The 18529-nt window shown below is 60.4% G+C and carries 16 protein-coding genes and 2 pseudogenes; 10 read left to right on the top strand and 8 right to left on the bottom strand.

The window, feature by feature from the left end:
- The first annotated feature begins 16 nt into the window (after positions 1 to 16).
- Positions 17 to 298, top strand: coding sequence for a c-type cytochrome (locus F0184_RS16130; RefSeq protein ID WP_150497238.1), 282 nt, complete (start codon positions 17 to 19; stop codon positions 296 to 298).
- Positions 299 to 450: 152 nt separating this feature from the next.
- A pseudogene (locus F0184_RS20690) lies at positions 451 to 618 on the top strand (alkaline phosphatase PhoX); the annotation flags it as partial.
- Between the two features lie 120 nt (positions 619 to 738).
- Here the strand turns inward: F0184_RS20690 and metG are convergent.
- The 5 genes and pseudogenes from metG to F0184_RS16100 all read right to left on the bottom strand — a co-directional run.
- Positions 739 to 2277, bottom strand: a pseudogene (metG, locus tag F0184_RS16120) (methionine--tRNA ligase); the annotation flags it as partial.
- A gap of 176 nt (positions 2278 to 2453) precedes the next feature.
- The gene (locus F0184_RS16115) at positions 2454 to 3449 is read right to left on the bottom strand and encodes a YeiH family protein (protein ID WP_150497236.1); all 996 of its coding nucleotides are present in this window, start codon (positions 3447 to 3449) and stop codon (positions 2454 to 2456) included.
- Between the two features lie 106 nt (positions 3450 to 3555).
- Complete coding sequence (locus F0184_RS16110) at positions 3556 to 4071, bottom strand: flavin reductase family protein (protein ID WP_150497235.1); 516 nt, start codon at positions 4069 to 4071, stop codon at positions 3556 to 3558.
- The gene (locus tag F0184_RS16105; protein ID WP_150497234.1) at positions 4071 to 4961 is read right to left on the bottom strand and encodes an aldo/keto reductase; all 891 of its coding nucleotides are present in this window, start codon (positions 4959 to 4961) and stop codon (positions 4071 to 4073) included. The genes F0184_RS16110 and F0184_RS16105 overlap by 1 nt, the downstream gene beginning before the upstream one ends.
- Entirely contained in the window at positions 4961 to 6115 is a 1155-nt protein-coding gene (locus F0184_RS16100) for an LLM class flavin-dependent oxidoreductase (RefSeq protein ID WP_150497233.1), read from the bottom strand. Before F0184_RS16100 ends, F0184_RS16105 begins: the two co-directional genes overlap by 1 nt.
- A gap of 103 nt (positions 6116 to 6218) precedes the next feature.
- Here F0184_RS16100 and F0184_RS16095 point away from each other — a divergent pair, with 103 nt between their 5' ends.
- Positions 6219 to 6956 carry a GntR family transcriptional regulator gene (locus tag F0184_RS16095; protein ID WP_150497232.1) on the top strand — a complete coding sequence of 246 codons (738 nt, stop codon included), beginning with the start codon at positions 6219 to 6221 and terminating at the stop codon, positions 6954 to 6956.
- A 10-nt stretch (positions 6957 to 6966) separates the two neighbouring features.
- On the top strand, positions 6967 to 8088 hold the full coding sequence (locus F0184_RS16090; protein ID WP_150497231.1) for a Gfo/Idh/MocA family protein: 1122 nt from the start codon (positions 6967 to 6969) through the stop codon (positions 8086 to 8088).
- Between the two features lie 63 nt (positions 8089 to 8151).
- On the opposite strand, the gene F0184_RS16085 is transcribed toward F0184_RS16090, so the two are convergent.
- Together F0184_RS16085 and F0184_RS16080 are read right to left on the bottom strand one after the other, a co-directional pair.
- Positions 8152 to 8991 carry a response regulator gene (locus F0184_RS16085; protein ID WP_150497230.1) on the bottom strand — a complete coding sequence of 280 codons (840 nt, stop codon included), beginning with the start codon at positions 8989 to 8991 and terminating at the stop codon, positions 8152 to 8154.
- 250 nt (positions 8992 to 9241) lie between these two features.
- Positions 9242 to 9703, bottom strand: a complete 462-nt coding sequence (locus tag F0184_RS16080; protein ID WP_150497229.1) for an Lrp/AsnC family transcriptional regulator — start codon at positions 9701 to 9703, stop codon at positions 9242 to 9244.
- A gap of 105 nt (positions 9704 to 9808) precedes the next feature.
- Between F0184_RS16080 and F0184_RS16075 the strand changes: the two genes are divergently transcribed.
- A complete protein-coding gene (locus tag F0184_RS16075; RefSeq protein ID WP_150497228.1) occupies positions 9809 to 11290 on the top strand; it encodes an aminotransferase class V-fold PLP-dependent enzyme in 1482 nt (493 codons plus the stop codon).
- Entirely contained in the window at positions 11233 to 12072 is an 840-nt protein-coding gene (locus F0184_RS16070; RefSeq protein ID WP_244299248.1) for a class II glutamine amidotransferase, read from the top strand. The genes F0184_RS16075 and F0184_RS16070 overlap by 58 nt, the downstream gene beginning before the upstream one ends.
- A 94-nt stretch (positions 12073 to 12166) precedes the next feature.
- Here F0184_RS16070 and F0184_RS16065 read toward each other — a convergent pair whose 3' ends face one another.
- Entirely contained in the window at positions 12167 to 12793 is a 627-nt protein-coding gene (locus F0184_RS16065) for an LbetaH domain-containing protein (RefSeq protein WP_150497227.1), read from the bottom strand.
- 834 nt (positions 12794 to 13627) lie between these two features.
- Here F0184_RS16065 and F0184_RS16060 point away from each other — a divergent pair.
- The 4 genes from F0184_RS16060 to F0184_RS16045 all read left to right on the top strand — a co-directional run bounded on the left by F0184_RS16060 (position 13628) and on the right by F0184_RS16045 (position 18506).
- Entirely contained in the window at positions 13628 to 14692 is a 1065-nt protein-coding gene (locus F0184_RS16060) for an AraC family transcriptional regulator (RefSeq protein ID WP_150497226.1), read from the top strand.
- Positions 14693 to 14806: 114 nt separating this feature from the next.
- Positions 14807 to 15778, top strand: coding sequence for a hypothetical protein (locus F0184_RS16055; protein ID WP_150497225.1), 972 nt, complete (start codon positions 14807 to 14809; stop codon positions 15776 to 15778).
- A gap of 56 nt (positions 15779 to 15834) precedes the next feature.
- A complete protein-coding gene (locus F0184_RS16050) occupies positions 15835 to 17610 on the top strand; it encodes an arylsulfatase (RefSeq protein WP_150497224.1) in 1776 nt (591 codons plus the stop codon).
- A 62-nt stretch (positions 17611 to 17672) separates the two neighbouring features.
- Complete coding sequence (locus F0184_RS16045) at positions 17673 to 18506, top strand: type 1 glutamine amidotransferase domain-containing protein (RefSeq protein ID WP_150497223.1); 834 nt, start codon at positions 17673 to 17675, stop codon at positions 18504 to 18506.
- The last annotated feature ends 23 nt before the right edge of the window (positions 18507 to 18529 follow it).

Here is an 18529-nt window from a genome sequence, read left to right as displayed (position 1 = left end):
AAAACGGATCCATGCCATGAGCCGGTTGATCGTTTTTTGCCTGTTTGCCTTGGCTTTTGCCCCGGTGGCGCACGCGTCTGATCAGGCCGGCCTCGGGGCCAAACTCTATGCGAAGCATTGCCGGGAGTGCCATGGACCGACGGCGCGGGAAAGCGAAGTCGGAGATATTGGCGGGCTGAGCCTCGGCACCGTCACCAGCGCCGTGCGGGCCGGCCCCGGCATGATGCCGACCTTCGCGCTCACAAGTGAAGAAATCGCCGCGATCACGGCGTATCTGGCGCGGCTTTCAAGATCCTAGACCAGCGGGCGTTTCAAGCAAAACGCTCGATGCGCGAGAATGTCGCCCGGTAAAATTGGACCTCTTGGCGATCTATCCAGCCACGAAAAGATGCCTTGCAACTGGAATGGTGCGGGCCGTTTCCCGGTGAAACTGAAGCGTGCCGAGTCAATCGGACCGGGAATGGCTCTGAAGTGACCGGCCTGACCTGGTCTTCCGACAAGCGCACCATGTTTGTTGGCATCCAACATCCGGGCAAGCCTTTCCCGGACGGAGAAGGCAGCCTGCCGCGCTCTGCAATCGTTGCCGTCAAGCGCGACGACAACGCCAAGGTCGGCTAACGAATTTCTATTGCAGCCGTTCAATCCGGGCGGCTGCACACAGGTGCGTTCAAACAAACAGACCGCGGATGGCGACATCCGCGGTCTTTGTTTATCTAATGCGCGGGCCGGGCTGGCCGATCAGGCCGCTTCGGGGGCATTGACCCTTGGGAACAGGGCAAGGATGTCACCGAGCTGTGTCCCGCCAGCGAGTTTGTCCAGTTGAGGTGTCCAGGGAACGGCAACCTCCGGGGCATTGAGCATGGCAAGTGCCTTGGCGGCCGAGGTCGGAATGATCTGGGCAAGCGCCTCGAACAGGACCCGCTGGCAATCCAGCGTCACATAAAGAACGGTGGCACACCGCTCCCGGGTCTCCTCGGTCTTGAACAAGGACCATGGCGCCTGATGATCGATGTACTCGTTCATCGCCTCGGCGGCCGTCACCAGCACGTGCACGCGCGCCGGAATGTCCGGCATGGCAACTTCGCCGGCCAGGCCGGACACGGCTTGCATCACCGTCCGGCGCAGCGTTTCGTCCTCTTCCGTCAGCGGGCCGGGCACGGGCACCTTGCCATCGAAGTTCTTGTTCGAGAACTTCGCGACACGGGACAGGAGATTGCCGATCTTGTTTCCAAGCTCGCTGTTATAGGTCTGGCGGATCAATTCAACCGAGATCTGGCTGTCGCTGTCGGCGCGCATGTGGCGGGCGAGGTACCAGCGCAAGGCATCGACGCCCATCATTTCGACCACTTCGTGCGGGTCCACGACATTGCCGATCGACTTGGACATCTTGACACCGCCCGCACCGGTCCAATGGCTGTGAACGTTGAGCCGCTTGGGCAGGGGCAGGCCGGCGGCCATCAGCATGATCGGCCAGTAGACCCCGTGCGGTTTCAAAATGTCCTTGCCGATCAGATGCTCACAGGCTGCCCACCAGTCCTGATAGCCGTCCTCCGGCCAACCGATATTGGTCAGGTAGTTCGCCAGGGCGTCGAACCACACATAGGTCACGAAATCCGGATCAAAGGGCAGGTCGACCCCGAGTGTCACCCGCTCTTTCGGACGCGAGATGCACAGGTCTTCCAGGGGTTCGGAGAGCATTTGCTTCAATTCGTTGCGGAACGCGGCCGGGTGAACGAAATCCGGGTTGGCCTCGATATGATCGAGCAGCTTCTGCCGGAACGGTTCCATCTTCAGGAAGTAGTTGGTCTCGTCAGTCTGCTCGACCTTCATGGTCGGGTGCAGCGGACATTGCCCGTCCTCCGTGAGATCGCTTTCCTTCTTGAACTCTTCGCATCCCTTGCAATAGATCCCGGTATAGGCGTGCTTGACGATCAGGCCCTTGTCGAAAATCGTTTGCTCCATGTGAGCGACGGCTTTCTTGTGGCCTTCCCGGCTGGTCCTCACGAAATAATCGTAGTCCACGTCCAGAAGATCGAACACCTTGCGGAATTCGTCGCAACGCATGTCGAGGTAGGGCTCGATCTGCATCCCAAGATCCCTTGCGGCTTCCTGGTTTTTTTGACCATGCTCGTCGACGCCGGTCGATAGCATCATCTCCATCCCCAGTGCCGTGCGGTTCCGCTTCATGATGTCGGCGACAATCGACGTGTAGGCGTGTCCGATATGCGGGGCGCCGTTCACGTAATAGATCGGGGTCGTGATGTAGCTCTTCATTTCTGACTTTCGGTTCGGAAAACGCCGAGGAAACGCTCACACAAGATGGGCCTGCGCGGGCGCATTGGCAATGGACAGGGGTGTCCCGCCGCCCCCGGTGTATTTCACAGTCCCGCCGGTAAGAAAAGCCCTCCCGCGATGCGCCCGCGCGGCATCCAGGGGCGGTTTCGCAAGCCGCTTCAACCCAGCAGCCAAATCCCGGTCAGAACGAAAGCCGCGAGGAACGCGGTCTGGACGACCACCAGCCAGATCGAGGGCCCGCCGACCTCCAGGATCTTCGGGATCGACGTCTTCATCCCGACCGCGGCGATGGCGGCGAGAAGCGCCCAGCGGGAGATCTGGCTTGCAACCTCCTGCACGGAGGCCGGGATCAGGGCGAGGGAATTCAGCGCGGCCAGCAACAGGAACGCGATCACGAAGCCGGGCAACAAAGGCGGGCGCTTGGCGCCCGGCTCGACCGATCTCCGAAGGATCAACGCAGCAACAAAAACGACCGGAGCCAGAAGGGTGACCCGGATCAGCTTGACCAGGGTGGACAGGTCCCCGGTGTCTTCGGAGATCGAAAAGCCGGCGCCGACCACCTGGGCGACATCGTGGATCGTGCCGCCCAGAAAAACGCCGGTGGCTTCCGGATCCAGGCGCAGCGCGCCGGCGATGACGGGATAGAAAATCATCGCCACTGTCGACAGCACCGTGACGGTAATCACGGTGAAGGCGAGGTCGCGATCGGCATTCGGGCGCTTGGGCAGGATCGAGCCGATGGCCATGGCCGCCGAGGCACCGCAGATCGCCACCGCCCCCCCCGAAAGAAACGAAAACAAGCGGTCCTTGCCGAAAAGGCCGCCGACCAGGAGCGAAAACCCGATTGTCGCAACGACCCCGCTGGCAATCAATGCCAGCATCGGCAGCCCGAGGGTCTGAACCATATCGATGCTGATGCGCACGCCTAGAAGCGCCACGCCGATCCGCAACAGGCTCTTGGCGGCAAAGTCCACGCCGGCTGCCGTCCGGGTTTCCTCCGACAGGAAGTTCAGCGGCATGCCCAGCAAGATGGCCATCAGCATGGCCGGGGCACCGTAATGCTCGTTCAGAAACTGCGCGGCAACTGCGACAAGGCCGGCAATCACCAGACCGGGGAAGAGAAGCCGGAATTTTTCCAGTGCAGTGGCGGCCATTGGATCCTACAGGGATTGGAAAAAGCCGGCGCGGCTCGTTCATGCTATATCACCGGCCAGCCCGTTGAAATGGCCTGCCCTATCAGAGCCTGGCGCCCGGGTCTCCTCACTTCGGCGCGGTTTGACCGAGCTTCCCGGCAAAGAAGGTCAACGCGTCGCCGTCACGCATTTCCGCCCGGATCACGCGTCCCAGCACGATCAGATGGTCGCCCCCTTCATAGGCCGCGACCCGCTGGCACTCGAAGCGCGCAAGGCAATGCTCGATCAGTGGAACACCATGCCGGTTTTCGGTCAGCTGCAAGTCGTCGAAGGCGTGCGCGTTACGTGCAAAGCCGTGACAAAGCGCATCCTGTTCGTGACTGAGAACATGGATGGCATAGTGTTCCGCGCTTTCGAAATAGGGGAACCTGCGGGATCCCTTATCGGGCGCCCACATCACGAGAGGCGGGTCCAGCGATACGGACGAAAAGCTGTTGGCGGTGATGCCGACCGGACCATTTTGCGAGGCGGCGGTAACGATGGTCACACCGGTCGGAAACCGGCCGAAGGCATCGCGCAGAAGCCTGGTGTTGTCCGGATCGGGGTGGAAGGTGACGGGATGGTTGGTGGTCTGCATGGTCATCAAGGCACCTCGTGTCCAAGGCCGGCCTCATAGAGGCGGAACCAGGTTTGCCGATCGAGCGTCACTTTCGCGGCGTCGGCGATCATCTTGATCCGGTCGAGATTGTTCGTGCCCAGAACCGGCAGGATCCCCGCCGGGTGAGCAAGCAGAAACGCAACGGCGACGGCCGCGCGATCGGCGCCCTGGTCGTTGGTGATCTCATCGAGAATGTGCTGGACAGGGCCCTCGCCGGTCATCAGGGAACCGCCGCCCAGCGGCGACCAGGCCATCACATGCCGCCCGAGGCGCTGGTGGAAGGCGACATCGCCATTGGTGAATGGCGACAGATGGGCCAGGCTGATCTCGATCTGGTTCGTTACGAGCTGGGTGGACATCACCGATTGAAGAAGCTCGAAATCCCAGGGCCGGAAGTTCGAGACACCTACGGTCTTGACCTTGCCGCTGGAGACCAGGCCATCGAGGGCGGCCGCGGTCTCATGATGGTCCATGAATGGATCCGGACGGTGGATCAAAAGCAGATCGATCCGCTCGATCCCCATTTCGGACAGGGACCTGTCCACGCAGGCTTCGATATGGGCCCGGGACGTGTCGTAGTGTTTCACGCTGGCGGTCGCATAGACCCCCATCGGCGCGACGATGCCGCATTTGGTCACGATTTCCATTTTAGACCGCAGGCCCGGGTCGGCCTTCAAGGCGGCTCCCATTAGCCCCTCTGCGGTGTAACCGCCGTAGATATCGGCCTGATCGAACGTGGTGATGCCCTGGTCGAGGCAGGCCTTGATCTTGGCGGCCACATGGCCGGCCGATGTATCGCTGTCATCTCCAAGCCGCCACATGCCATAGATCAGTCGGCTCAGTTCCAGGTCTGGCGAAAGCTTTACGCGCTCCATCAGCGGCGGACTCCATTTCCAAGCGGGGTTGCCGGGGTCGCGGCTGGAACCCGGCCATAAGCATGCGGGAGAGAGACGGTTTTCAGCTCGGGCATCACGCGGGTTCCGAAATGCTCGGCTTCCTCAAGATGCGGGTAGCCGGAGAAGATGAAGGCCCGGATACCCATTTTCTGGTATTGCTCGATCTTCGAAAGGATCTGGTCCGTCGATCCGACGAGCGCCGCGCCGCAGCCGGAGCGGGCTCGCCCGACACCGGTCCATAGGCCCGATTCGATATAGCCGTCATCATCGGCGATTTCGCGGTTCTTGGCCTGGTGGCTAACGCCGAGCGATTTGGCGTCGAGGGCGCGCTCGCGGATGGCCTTTCCCTGATCGTCATCCAGTTTCGAGACGATATAGTCGGCGTATTCGCGCGCCTCCTGTTCGGTGTCGCGCACGATCATGTGGACGCGCAGGCCATAGTCCAGCGTGCGGTCATAGCGCTCGGCGACGGCATGGACGGCCTGCATCCGGCCGGCCAGTTCCTCCATGCGCTCCGGCCACATCAGATAGACGTCGCAATGCTGCCCGCACAACTCCAATGCGGGAGGCGAATAGCCGCCGAAATACAGCAGCGGGCCACCGGTCTGATAGGGCTTCGCCGGATCGGTGGTCAGGCCATCGAAACGATACACCTCGCCCTGGTAGGAGATCTCGTCCCGGGTCCAGGCCTGTTTGAGGATTTCGACGACTTCGCGCGACCGCTGATAGCGGTAGCCGCTTTCGGCCTGCTCTCCTGGGAAGTCGGAGGAGATGATGTTGACCGTCAGCCGCCCCTTGAGCATGTGATCGAGCGTGGCGATGGTACGCGCGAGCATGATCGGCTGCATTTCGCCGCAGCGAACGGCGGCCAGCAGGTTGATGGTTTCGGTGATCGGGGCGCAGCCGGCCACAAAACTCAAGGTGTCCTGGCCGACCTGATAGGAGGAGGGGCATAGAATGTTGCGGAAGCCTTGACGTTCCGCGGTCTTCACGATGTTGGAGCAATGCTCCCAGGACGACCGGAGGTGGCCTTCCGGCACACCGAGAAACTGATAATCGTCCGAGCAAAGCGCTGCGAACCAGGAGACTTCGGCTCCCTCCAGATCCGGTGATGTGACCGGTACGACGGTCATGGCGTTCCTCCGCGACTTGCTTCTCGATTTTCTCTTGCGTAACACCCGCCATGATGTAAATCAATAGTGTATCAATTTGAGTCGTGACAGGTTGCCTCACCCAATGAAACCGGCTGGGAAACAGGCGGGGAACAATCCCAACGCATTGCCCCTCTACATTCAGATCAGCGAGCTGCTGATCCGAGATATCGCGGCCGGCCGGTTGATTGACGGGGAGCGTTTGCCGCCGGAACGCGATATGGCGGCCGACCTCGATATTTCGGTTGGAACCTTGCGCAAGGCGCTTGCGGAACTGACGCGCAAAGGCCTACTGGAGCGCGTTCAAGGGTCGGGCAACTATATCCGGCAAGGCGGCCCGACCGACAGCGTCTACGGCATGTTCAGATTGGAATTGCACTCCGGGGGCGGATTGCCGACCGCAGAGATCCTGGACGTGACCCGGCTCGACAAGCCGGCGCGATTGGTCGGGTTCGGGATCGGGGCGTTCGGTGTGAGCGCATGGGGAACACGTATCCGGCGTTTGCGGTTCCTGAATGATCAGCCCGTTGCGGTGGAAGAGATCTGGCTCGATGGCCAGGCCGGGGAAATCCGCCGCGAGCAACTCTCGGAATCGCTCTATCACTTTTATCGCAAACAGCTCGGCTTTCTGATTTCGCGGGCCGAGGACCGCGTCGGGATCGGTCAGGTTCCGGACTGGGCGCCCGACCGGTTCGGCAAGGCGCACGGGGCCCATGCCGGTTACATCGAGCGGCTGAGCTGGTCGGACGGCGCCGAGGCCGTGGAGTTTTCGAAGACATGGTTCGATACGGACCGGGCGCTCTATATCCAGCGCCTGAATTAGGGAGACATGGATGTCCGCAAGGGTAAATTACGGCGTGATCGGCTGTGGCATGATGGGCCACGAGCATTTGCGGAACATCGCACTGCTCGACAATGCCCATGTTTCGGCGATTTTCGAGCCGGATCCCGGCATGGCGGCCCAGGCTCAGGCCATTGCCCCCGCTGCCCAGCTCGCCAGCTCCCTGGATGATCTGCTGGACGTTCCCGATCTGGACTGTCTGTTGATCGCCAGTCCAAACCATTGCCATGTCGCCCAGATGGAAGCGATCCGGGCCAAGCGCCCGCTGCCGCTCATGGTGGAAAAGCCGCTTTACATTTTGGCGGAAGAGGAACACCGGCTGTCCGGGTTCGCCGCCGCTTATCCCGCCCCGGTCTGGGTCGCGATGGAATACCGGTATATGCCGCCGATCGCCGCCCTCATCGCGCAATGCGAGGAGGTGACCGGCGGGGTGGCCATGCTCACCATCCGGGAGCACCGCTTTCCGTTTCTCGACAAGGTCGGCGCATGGAACCGGTTCAACCGCACCTCGGGCGGAACATTCGTCGAGAAGTGCTGCCATTTCTTCGATCTCATGCGGCTCATCCTGAAATCGGAACCGGTGCGGGTGATGGCGTCCGGCGGGCAGGCAACCAACCACAAGAACGAGATCTATGACGGTGAAGTGCCCGATATCATGGACCACGGATATGTGCTGGTGGACTTTGAAAGTGGAGCCCGGGCCATGCTCGAGCTCTGCATGTTCGCTGAAGGCTCCCGCTACCAGGAAGAGGTCAGCGCTGTCGGTCCAAAGGGCAAGATCGAGGCCCTGGTACCCGGCCCGGGACGGTTCTGGCCACGCGATCTGGGAGAGCCGCCGGTTCCCCAGGTGATCGTCTCACCGCGCCATCCGAAAGGTCCGAAACAGATCGCCGTTCCGGTCGATCCCCACCTTCTGGATGCGGGCGACCACAACGGGTCCACCTTTTACCAGCACCAGCGTTTTCTGGAGCTGGTGCGCGGGGCGCGGACCCGGCCCGAAGTCAGCCTGGAGGATGGCCGGCGCGCGGTCGCCATGGGGCTTGCGGCCCAGACGTCGATGCAAACCGGGCAGGCCGTCGCGCTCAACCCGCTCACCCTGTCGTCGGTTGCCTGAGATTGGGCAGGGCCTGCGGCGCGCTGGCCCTTCCGAAGAACGTCTGGGGTGGGCGGGGCCGGACTACGCGGCCGCTCCCCTGCGTTCGGAAGTGCGTTCGCGTTCGAGGAAGCTGAACATGTCGCGGACTTTACCGAATTTCGGTGTGTCGAGTTCCAGATAGGAATGCATCAGGACGTCAATGTCGCCTGCGTTGAACGGTTTTTTCAGGAAACCGGAAATGCCCACAAAAGCCGCCGATCGTTCCAGATAGGTCGTATCGTTTGTCGACATCATGAAGATGCCGATCTTGCTCGATAGATCACGAATGGAGCCTGCAAGTTCTAGCCCGTCGACCCCGGGCATGTGAAAGTCCGTCAATGCCAACTTGTATTTGCCGGAACCGAGTGCGCGCAACGCAGCTCCCGCGCTATCGGCCTCCGCAATCTCGAAATCGAACCGGCTCTTTTCCAGGACCTTGCGGGCAAGTTTCCGCATAGTGGCGGAATCGTCGACGATCAGGATTGGAAATGTCGTTGTCATTGTAACGTAGGTCGCAACAATCTCGGCGACATCGTCCTTCGAAAAGGGTTTTTGCATGAAGTGATAAGCATTAAACCGCTTGAGGACTGCCTCCGACTTCTGATCGAGATTTCCTGAAACGGCCACCACCAGACAATTACTTGACGGGGTGCCATGCAAAGCGGCAACGACTTCGGGACCGCTCAATCCGGGCATATTGATGTCGATAAAGGCGATGTCGACCTGTTTGCTGCGCAAAAGCTCGAGCGCCAACGATCCGTTTTCGGCGCTGTCAATCTGGATGTAGCGTTTTGAACGGTGAGTGTTGATGCCCTCCTTGAGGACATCGCGGGCCGTCTTGCAGTCATCTGCAACGAGGGCCCGAATGGCTTTGTGGATCATTTTTGTGCCCATATGCGCGGTGGAGAGTGACCGCCGCGCAAATCTATCATCCGAAAGAAATTAGGGTTTAACCCGTAAATTTTCGATTACATCGATGATCTGCATTTAAGAGTTTCGGAAGTAAAAACCTGCATACGTTTTCAAAAATATCGACTTGATTTATGTTTTATTGCTTTTTTGTATTTTCGACTCTCTGAATGTTTCAGTTTGTCGTTGATCGAGGTTTTTCTTTGTCTTGGGCTTCTGTCCGTCATACAGGAATGTCCCTCGCGTCGGCGATGGCTTCCATCGTCATGTAGGATGTCACCGTTTCCAGATCGACTTTGGCAATGATGCGCTGATAAATCCGGTCGAAGGCATTCATGTCCTCGGCGACGACCTTGAGCATGTAGTCATAGTCGCCGGTGATCCGGTAGAAATCGATGATGTTCGGGATCGCAAGGATTTCGCCGCGGAATCGGTCCAGCCACTCCTTGGAATGATGCCTCGTGCGGACCATCATGAACACGGTGAGATCAAGGCCGAACTCGGCCGGATCGAGCCGGATCGTGTGGGATTTGATCACGCCAAGCGCGTCGAGGGCCTTCAACCGGCGCCAGCACGCATTTTGCGATAACCCGACCTTATCCGCCAGCTCCCGTTGGGAGAGCCGCGAATCCCGCTGGAGCGCCCTGACAAGGGCGCGGTCTATTTGATCTAGTTTCTGTTTCATTTACGATCAAATGACACAAAACATAGGTGTATGTGAAGGAATTAAGTGAAGATTGTTGACAGTCGTGGGTCATATCATTGCCATATCAATGGGAAAGGGCGGTTAATGATAGACCACGCTGTCGACGACAATACACTTGCGGTTTTTGAGCAGTTTCAACGAAATCTCGACCGTGGGGATCTCTTGAACGATCTGCGCCAGGGTCTGATCGGGGAGGGGGTCATGGTCGATGGGGCCTTCGGTCCCAAACCGCTTGTTTATGCCGATTATGTGGCATCCGGCAGGGCTTTGCGGCAGGTCGAGGACTTCGTCATGAGCCAGGTCCTGCCCTTTTATGCCAACAGCCACACCGAAGCCTCGTATGTCGGGGGAAAAATGACGCGGATGCGGGCTGCGGCCCGCGCGGTGATTGCCCGATTGACGGGTGCGGATGCCGGCTATGCTACGATCTTTGGCGGATCGGGAGCAACGGCGGGCATCAACCGTCTGGTGCACTTGCTGGGGGTGAGCGGGGAAGCCGCACGCGGTGGCAAACCGCTGGTACTGATCGGTCCCTACGAGCACCACTCCAACATTCTGCCCTGGCGGGAAAGCGGCGCCGAAGTGATCGAGATCGGTGAGGCCGCAAGTGGTGGCCCGGATCTTGCCGAACTGGAAGCCCACCTTGCGGGTGCCGCGCGCGGCCGGCTGGTCGTTGGCGCGTTCTCGCTGATGTCGAACGTTACCGGCATTATAACGGATGCCGACGCGGTGACCCGGCTTTTGAACCGGTACGGCGCCAAAAGCGTCTGGGACTGTGCGGGCAGCGGGCCCTATCAGCCGATCGAGATGAAAGCCGGCACCGATGCGCAGAAAGACGCGGTGATCGTATCCCCGCACAAGTTTATTGGCGGGCCGGGCGCATCGGGCATCCTGATCGTCCGCAAGGCTGCGGTCGAGCGGGAAACTCCGGTCCAGCCTGGGGGTGGAACCGTGCGTTTCGTGTCGCCCTGGGGGCATGACTACACGGACAGTCTTTGCGCGCGTGAGGAAGCGGGAACGCCGAATGTCATTGGCGATATTCGGGCGGCGCTTTGTTTTCTGGTCAAGGATGTCATCGGTCAGCCGGAAATGGATCGGCGCCACACCGAGTTGCGCACCCGCGCGCTGGACCGGTGGCGGGGCAATCCGAGTATCGAGATTCTCGGCAACCCGGCGGCCCCGGTCACCGTTCCGGTCTTTTCCTTGCGCCTTCGCGATCCGCGGACCGGCGGATACATTCACCAGCAGCTTGTGACCCGCATGTTATCCGACCTCTACGGGATCCAGGCGCGCGGCGGATGCGCCTGCGCCGGTCCCTATGCTCACCGGTTGCTGGGTCTCGACCGCGGAATGTCCAGCCAGTTGCGGACGGCGATCCTGTCGGGAGAAGAAACACAAAAGCCGGGCTGGACCCGGCTGAACCTGAGTGTGCTTTTGACGGATGAGAAGGCCGGGCACATCATTCAAGCCGTTGATGAACTCGCCGCAAATCCCTATCCGATGTGTGAGTGGTACGCCTGCGACCATGCGACGGCCCGCTTCAAGCCACTCGGGCAGGCTGCCTGATATGCCGCTGGGCAGCCTGGCTCGGCAGGCCGAGATATCTCGAGGAACTGATCCTCGATCCGGTGCATTCCCTGATCGATCAGAGCCGGAACGCACTTGCCTGCAAGACGGCGATCAACGCGGACGGCTTTGGCGTCGCCTGGTATGGCGAACGGGAGGCGCCCTGCATCTACAAGGATATACGGCCGGCCTGGTCGGATGCGAATCTCCGCCAGATCGCGCATCATGTGCGCGCGCGGTTGTTCCTGGCCCATGTGCGGGCCTCGACGGGCACCGCCACGACCCAGGACAACTGCCATCCCTTCGCGGTTGGTCCCTGGTCGTTCATGCACAATGGCCAGATCGGCGGATATGAGCGGATCCGCAAGAAGCTGGATGCGGAAATCCCGGATGCGCTGTATCGCCACCGGGTGGGCAACACGGACAGCGAGGCTCTGTTCCTGATCGCGCTCAGCCAGGGTTTGCAGGACGACCCGGTCGGAGGAATGGTGCGGGCCGTTGCCAAAGCCCAGAGGCTGGCCGAACAGGCCGGCGGTTTGCCCGCGATGCGTTTTGCGGCCTGCTGGTCCAACGGCCACGAGATCTTTGCGGCCCGCTACGCCTCGGACCACCTCGCGCCAACGCTGTTCTACCGAACCTTCGACGACGGCATCTGTATCGTTTCCGAGCCCTTTGACGAGGTTCGCGATGCCTGGTGCGAAGTGCCGCCCGGAACGGCCATCCGGGTCACGGCGACAGGGGTGGACATGCTCGGGCTCGACCTCGGGCTCTGTCCGGCCTGACCGGGAAAGCCCCGCCTTGGCCTGCACGGCGGGCAACACCCCGCCTCGCATTGGCCGGGTCTTATAGGCCGACAGTGCCCCCTGCGCCGCGGGATCACGCGTATTTTTCAATGAAGGCGTCAATGCCGAGGGTGCGGAAATCCGGCAAACGTTCCTTCAACTCGCCATGGCTCCAGTTCCACCAGGCCATTTTCAGGAGGGCGTCGGCCTGCTGCCGGGTGAACCTGCGTTTGATTTCCCGCGCCGCCACGCCGCCCACGATCGTATAGGGCGCGACATCCTTCGCGACGACAGCGCCTGCGGCAAGGATCGCGCCGGTGCCGACCGTGACCCCGGCCAGAACCGTCACCCCATGGCCAACCCACACATCGTGGCCGAGCGTGACCCAGTCCTTCTTCCGCCAGTTGAAGAACGCATCGTCGTCCTCGCCCAGATCATAGGCTGCAGCCCGGTAGGTGAAATGATGCTGCGAGGCGCGCCAGGTCGGATGATTGCCGGGATTGAGCCGCACATTCCGGGCGATCGAGCAAAACTTCCCGATGGTCGTCCAGACCACGTCTCCCCCCTGCACGATGTAGGAGTAGTCGTCCATCGAGGACTGGCGCATTTCGGTGAAGGCCCCGACCTCGGTCCATCGGCCAAGCTCGCAGTCCAGGACGAGCGCGTCGGGGTGGATCGAAGGCGTTTCGGAAAGGGCGGGTTTTTCGGACGGAGATTTCATGCGCCTTGCTCGTGTCATGTGGATTGAAAGCGCCGTCTTAACCTTTTCCGGCTCTGGAATCATGGCGGCGGGATGACAGTTCCATGACACCGGTCCGGAGCGCTTTTCGGCGGCGTTGTAACGCGCAGGAACGACTGGCCTTAAGGCTTAAGCGGGATTATCCGGGAATTTTCGGGAGTTGGCGGTTTTGTGCGGATTTGAGGGGTATTTAACGCGCCGTTGAAATACTCCTTGCGCAGGTTCGGTTGGCACCGCGTGCCTGATTGTCGCCTGGCCGGATGAAAAAGCGCTTTCAAGACAGCCCTTATGCGGCTTAAAGCCGGAAACAGGGCAGGGGAGTTGGGCCCCGGTTCCCTGGGCCGCGTTTCTTGCGGCTTTTCAATGTAAACCCAATGGAAGCTGGGGTTCCACCACGTTCCGTGGTGGGAACCGAGGGACCGTGTTCCATACCTCAATTTACACGAATCCGGGCTCTCAACCGGTCCAGTGTTGTCAGGCCAGTTCCTTCCGTGCTGCTGCCCCGGGGTCTTAGATGTTATTCGAGTTGGACCCGTCCTTGATCCGTTCGCCGGCTTCCGTCATGGCGAGCAAGGGCACCAAGACACATTCGCGGGGGACACCCAAATCTGTCCATGATCTTGATCTCAAAACCAGCGGTCTCAAAGATCCGGTGGAGCAGGTTTTCTGTCGAGCGAGGAATGAAGCGTTGGTATAAAGTTCGGGTGGAGCCGCGATTTTTAGAAGCCAGCTGGCCGATACAATTCATATGCTGGGCCTCTGTCCGAGACCACGAATACCGTCAAACTCAGCTTTCATAGGACGGAGCGATCTTGAATGCCGCCTAAATCCTTTACCCCGGAAGAGCCGGCCCTGCCGATGAACTACCCGGGCTTCGTCTTCCGAACGCTTCGCGAAGAAGGGTACCCGGCGCATGCATTGCTCGCGGAAACGGGCCTTGAAGAGACGCGTCTGAGCGATCCGCACTTCCGATGCGGCTTTCAGCCTTTGCGCCGGCTTTTTCTGAATGCGATCGAACAGACCGGTGACCCCCATCTAGGGATCAAACTGGCTCTGCAGTTCCAGCCCACCTACATCGGAATTCCCGCCTACACAGCCATGAATGCGGCACGTTTCAAAGACGGACTCGATATTCTGGTCAGGTTTTTTTTCCTAAACTTCCCGGCATTCGAAGTGTGCTTGTTGACAGGTGAAACAGGTCTCCAAACGGGCGAAGCAACCATTCGCCTGCGATCAAAGTTTTCGTTCGAAGACATCGAGTATTTCGGGATCGGCAGTGCCATCGTCGCGATCAACGGATTGCTCAAGGCAATGCTGCGGGCCGACCACGCTGCGATCCGTGCCGAGATGGCGGTGAACGCGCCCGATGGCTGGACAGGCATGGAAGCGAAGATCGGCTTCCCTATCCGCTTCGAGACCGCCGAAAACAGGATCATCTTTCCAGAGGCCCTGTTGGATCTGTCTCTCCCAGGTTCCGACCCAATCAATCATGCGCGGTTTCTTGGCCTTTGCGAAGCATTCGCGCAGGAAATGGCCTTCCAGGCGACACCCGTCACTCAGGTCATGGCGATCCTGGAGGGCACGCCGTCCTTGACGGTACCGCTCTCGGATGTTGCGGCAGAGTTGGGGTATTCCGAGCGCGGTTTACGCCGGCAGCTGGAGCGGTCCGGCACCTCCTATCGAAAACTCCTGGATCAGGTCCGCGAGCAACGCGCGCGGCACCTCCTTTCAGGCACCATGCAACCCATTAAGGCGATAGCGGGGGCACTCGGATTCGAGTCCTCTTCGAACTTTGCCCGCAGTTTTAAACGCTGGACCGGGAACACGCCGAAAGGCTTCCGGGACGCGGTACAGGCCAAGACCAGCTCTGACCGAAAATGAATGCCCTCTGGCCGCAGGTGATCCCGAACAGCGTCCGTAGTTCCACATAAGCGCGCTACAAAGCGCATGAAAAACTTGCGGATTGAACCGCCGGGTAAAGCGTGTGGAACACTCATGTCAGGCATTTCGGGCATTCCATTGGAGGACGGCGCAAGCAAAGGCGCCTTGAGCGGGCCCAGCCGCGGCCAGGCCTTTTGGAAGCTGACCGCGCTCGTCGTCTGCGCCCCTTTTCTCGGCGTACCTCAGGTCTTGGCTGACGTGACCAGCACGGATCTGACCGATACCACGGCGGACATGGCACTGCCTCGGCAGACTGATGGCCAATCGGCTGAGCTTCTGTCGGCTTTCTTCGGGCTCGACAACGCCTTGCCGTTTCTATCCAGGCTCATTTGCCGCGGCGCTCCCGGTAAAGACGGGATGCCTGTGATTTTCTCAACGGAAATTGACCACTCGACCTTGCAGGGTGGCGACTTCCGGGTCACGACCGCTTCCGGTGCAACGGGGACAATGCACTGCGTGACACTCCTGCCTGCAACCGACGCTGGTGAGTTGCGCACGGTGCTTCTGATTGGAGAATTTGGCGACGCGGACAAGGATCCACCGGTCCGGGTCGAGATTGTCGGACACATTCATTCCATCGATGGAGCATTGGACTTCAAAGGCGCTGCGGTTGACGTGACCCCCCTTGCAGCAGGTCCCAGCTTGGTAATGGCAGAAATCGTAAATCCGGCTGCTCAGGATCAAGGGTTAGGCCTGCGCCGCACCGACGGCACTGACTGTCCGTCGGAGGGCATCCAGCAGGCCGTGCGGGTGGTCTGGGCAGGCGGCGTCACGCTGGAAAACGGCGAAGAGCCCGGCGAAGCAGAGCGCAATCTCTACAGCGTGACCGTAGGCGGCACGGAGGGAGCGCAACGCGAGATCACGCCCACCGCGCTCGCCGATCTGGGGGATGGTGACAACAACCATCTCTTGTGTCTCGACACCGCCGACACGCCCATTTCCGTCTCGTTTCCAGATGGGATCTTCATCGACCCGAACGGCGACCTTAATCCTGCGACGAGGATCGCGGTCTTTCCGAAAAAATAGTGTTTCTCGAATGCGCAGGCGCGTTTTGAAACCATGAAGAACAGAAGGTATCAGACATGATCGGATCGGTCCGGACCGCGCTTGGCGCGTTTGCGATGACAGCGTTGATGGTGCTTCCGGCGCAGGCGCAGGATGCCCGCCCAAACATCTTGGTGGTGCTGTTCGACGATGTCGGCTTCACCGGCTTCGGGGCCTACGGTGCCGATGCCCGCACACCTCGCATCGACGCTCTTGCGCAATCGGGCACGCTTTTCTCCCGGTACTATTCGTCTCCCTTCTGCGGGCCAAGCCGCGCCATGCTGATGACCGGTATGGACAACCATCAAGTGGGAATGGGCACGCTGGTGGAAACGGTGACGCCCGACCAGCGCGCGCTGCCCGGCTACTCCATGGTGTGGGATGACGATCAAGCGACGCTCGCAACGCTGTTGTCGGACGCGGGATACCATACCTATGTCACGGGCAAATGGGGCATTGGTGCAAAAGGCGCGAATTTGCCCGACCGGTTTGGGTTCGACCGCTCCTATGTGATGGATTCCACCGGCGGCAGCAACTACGATCACTCGCATTATCTGCCGGGTTACCCGGAAGTCTCTTGGTATGAGAACGGAGAACCGGTCCGTTTGCCCGAGGATTTTTACTCCTCGCGCAATCTGGTCGACCAGATGATCCGGTACATCGACGAGGGCGATGCGGATCAGCCGTTCTTCGGGTTCCTGTCGCTTCAGGCCATCCACATTCCGGTTCAGGTGCCCGCCGAATTCATCGACAAGTACAATGGTGTCTTCGATGCCGGGTGGGACGTGATGCGCCAAGAGCGCTTGCAACGCACCATCGAGCTCGGTCTTGTGCCCCCGTCCACGACCTTGGCTCCTGTGCACCCGGACCACCGCGCCTGGGACGATCTATCGCCGGAAGAAAAGGCGGTGGAAGCGCGGAAGATGCAGGTGAACGCCGGCATGACCGAAGCGGCCGATTTCCATATCGGACGCCTTCTTGATCATCTTCAGGCAACCGGCCGGCTTGAGAACACGATTGTCGTCGTGACGTCCGACAACGGTCCGGAATCCGGTGTAACGTCGCTCGACAATCCGCTTGTGAACCTCTTGCTAGACACGGTTCGCGGTCTGGAGGGCTATGACACCTCGCCCGAAAACTTGGGCTTGCCCGGCAGCCTCACCGCCATCGGTCCGGAATGGGCTTCGGTTTCCGCGTCGCCGTTCAACCTCTACAAATTCTATTCCAGTGAAGGCGGCTTACGCGTGCCGCTGGTCATCGCCGGCCCGGGTGTCAATGCCACCGGCGTCCAGCACGCCCCGGTTCACGTCGCCGATCTGATGCCGACTTTGCTGGACGCGGCCGGCGTGACCTACGACCCGGGCGCGTTTTACGGGCAAAGCATCCTGCCTGTACTCGCAGGTGAAGCGGACGAGATCCGCAGCCCGGACGAAAGCTTCGGTTTCGAGGTGAGCGGCAATGCGGCGCTCTACCGTGGAAACTGGAAGCTGGTGCGCACCGCGCTGCCCCGTGGCGACTTCACCTGGCGGCTTTACGATCTGTCGGTCGATCCGGGTGAGACCAAGGATCTTTCCAGTGAAAACCCGGACCTTTTCGCAGACATGCGGGCCGAATACGCGGCTTACACCGAAGAGACCGGCGTGTTCGAACTCGGCCGTGAAGACTACGCCGAAAAGCAGCTCTTTGCGAACCTTCTGGAGCGATCCATCGGCGCCTATTGGCCCTATGCGGCCGGTCTGGTCCTGTTGCTGGTGATCGGTCTTTACGCGCTGGTCCGCATCATCCGCATGCTCTTGCGCCGCCCGGCCCACTGACCTTGAGATTTCACACACCCGGCAGAGGGCATTGCCTGAAAACCTAGACCCGGAGACATGTCATGACCTGGATCATCATCACCCTTCTCATTCTGGCCGGCCTGGCCCTTCTCACTTACCTCTACTTGCCGGCCTTCTTGCGCCTGTTGGGCATTCACCGGCATTACACCATCCCCGATTTTGACCTGAAGGGGCGCCGCGCCCTGGTGGTGTGCACAAACCACAACCGCCTCGACCCGTCCAACAAGGCGACAGGTGCCTTCGGGTCGGAGTTCACGGTGCCCTATTACGCCTTCGTCAACGCGGGGCTCCAAGTGGATATGGCCTCCCCCAAAGGCGGTGAAATCCCGATCCAGCCCGGGTCCTGGTCCTGGCCGCTGGCGTCCGATGACGACAAGCGCTTCATGGCCGACGAGAAAGCGATGCACGACCTCAAGCACTCCAAAGCTATCGCCGACCTCGATCCGAACGATTATGACGTGATTTTCATGGCCGGCGGCTGGGGCGCGGCCTACGACCTGATGCAGAGCGACGAGCTGGCCGATTTCGTCACCCGGGCGAATGCGGCCGGCAAGATCCTGGGCTCGGTCTGTCACGGTGCTTTGGGCCTGTGCGGCGCAAAGGGCCTTGATGGCGATCCGTTGGTCAAGGGACGCCGCGTGACCGGCGTGACCAACAACCAGATCAACACGTTCGGCATTGCGATCACGCCCAAGCACCCGGAAGAGGAATTGCGCAAGCTCGGCGCCCTGTTCGAATGCCAGCATGCCTTCCGGGATCCGTTCGCAACGCACACCACGATCGACGGCAATCTGATCACCGGCCAGAACCAGAACAGCGGCTATGAAACCGCGCACCGCATCCTGGAGAAAATGGCAACGCAACGAAACCTCTGATCCAGTGGTGACGCTTCGGACCA

Origin of the sequence: Roseibium aquae (assembly GCF_008711285.1) — a bacterium.
In the GTDB taxonomy this organism is placed as follows: Bacteria; Pseudomonadota; Alphaproteobacteria; order Rhizobiales; family Stappiaceae; genus Roseibium; species Roseibium aquae.
This window is presented reverse-complemented; position numbering and strand designations above follow the sequence as displayed.

Bases quoted from the DNA above. Each gene is read 5' to 3' on its own strand.
- F0184_RS16055 (WP_150497225.1), top strand. From the start codon at position 14,807: ATGTCAGGCATTTCGGGCATTCCATTGGAGGACGGCGCAAGCAAAGGC.
- F0184_RS16045 (WP_150497223.1), top strand. From the start codon at position 17,673: ATGACCTGGATCATCATCACCCTTCTCATTCTGGCCGGCCTGGCCCTT.
- F0184_RS16050 (WP_150497224.1), top strand. From the start codon at position 15,835: ATGATCGGATCGGTCCGGACCGCGCTTGGCGCGTTTGCGATGACAGCG.
- F0184_RS16110 (WP_150497235.1), bottom strand. From the start codon at position 4,071: ATGACCATGCAGACCACCAACCATCCCGTCACCTTCCACCCCGATCCG.
- F0184_RS16085 (WP_150497230.1), bottom strand. From the start codon at position 8,991: ATGATCCACAAAGCCATTCGGGCCCTCGTTGCAGATGACTGCAAGACG.
- F0184_RS16065 (WP_150497227.1), bottom strand. From the start codon at position 12,793: ATGAAATCTCCGTCCGAAAAACCCGCCCTTTCCGAAACGCCTTCGATC.
- F0184_RS16100 (WP_150497233.1), bottom strand. From the start codon at position 6,115: ATGACCGTCGTACCGGTCACATCACCGGATCTGGAGGGAGCCGAAGTC.
- F0184_RS16060 (WP_150497226.1), top strand. From the start codon at position 13,628: ATGCCGCCTAAATCCTTTACCCCGGAAGAGCCGGCCCTGCCGATGAAC.
- F0184_RS16130 (WP_150497238.1), top strand. From the start codon at position 17: ATGAGCCGGTTGATCGTTTTTTGCCTGTTTGCCTTGGCTTTTGCCCCG.
- F0184_RS16115 (WP_150497236.1), bottom strand. From the start codon at position 3,449: ATGGCCGCCACTGCACTGGAAAAATTCCGGCTTCTCTTCCCCGGTCTG.
- F0184_RS16105 (WP_150497234.1), bottom strand. From the start codon at position 4,961: ATGGAGCGCGTAAAGCTTTCGCCAGACCTGGAACTGAGCCGACTGATC.
- F0184_RS16090 (WP_150497231.1), top strand. From the start codon at position 6,967: ATGTCCGCAAGGGTAAATTACGGCGTGATCGGCTGTGGCATGATGGGC.
- F0184_RS16075 (WP_150497228.1), top strand. From the start codon at position 9,809: ATGATAGACCACGCTGTCGACGACAATACACTTGCGGTTTTTGAGCAG.
- F0184_RS16080 (WP_150497229.1), bottom strand. From the start codon at position 9,703: ATGAAACAGAAACTAGATCAAATAGACCGCGCCCTTGTCAGGGCGCTC.
- F0184_RS16095 (WP_150497232.1), top strand. From the start codon at position 6,219: ATGAAACCGGCTGGGAAACAGGCGGGGAACAATCCCAACGCATTGCCC.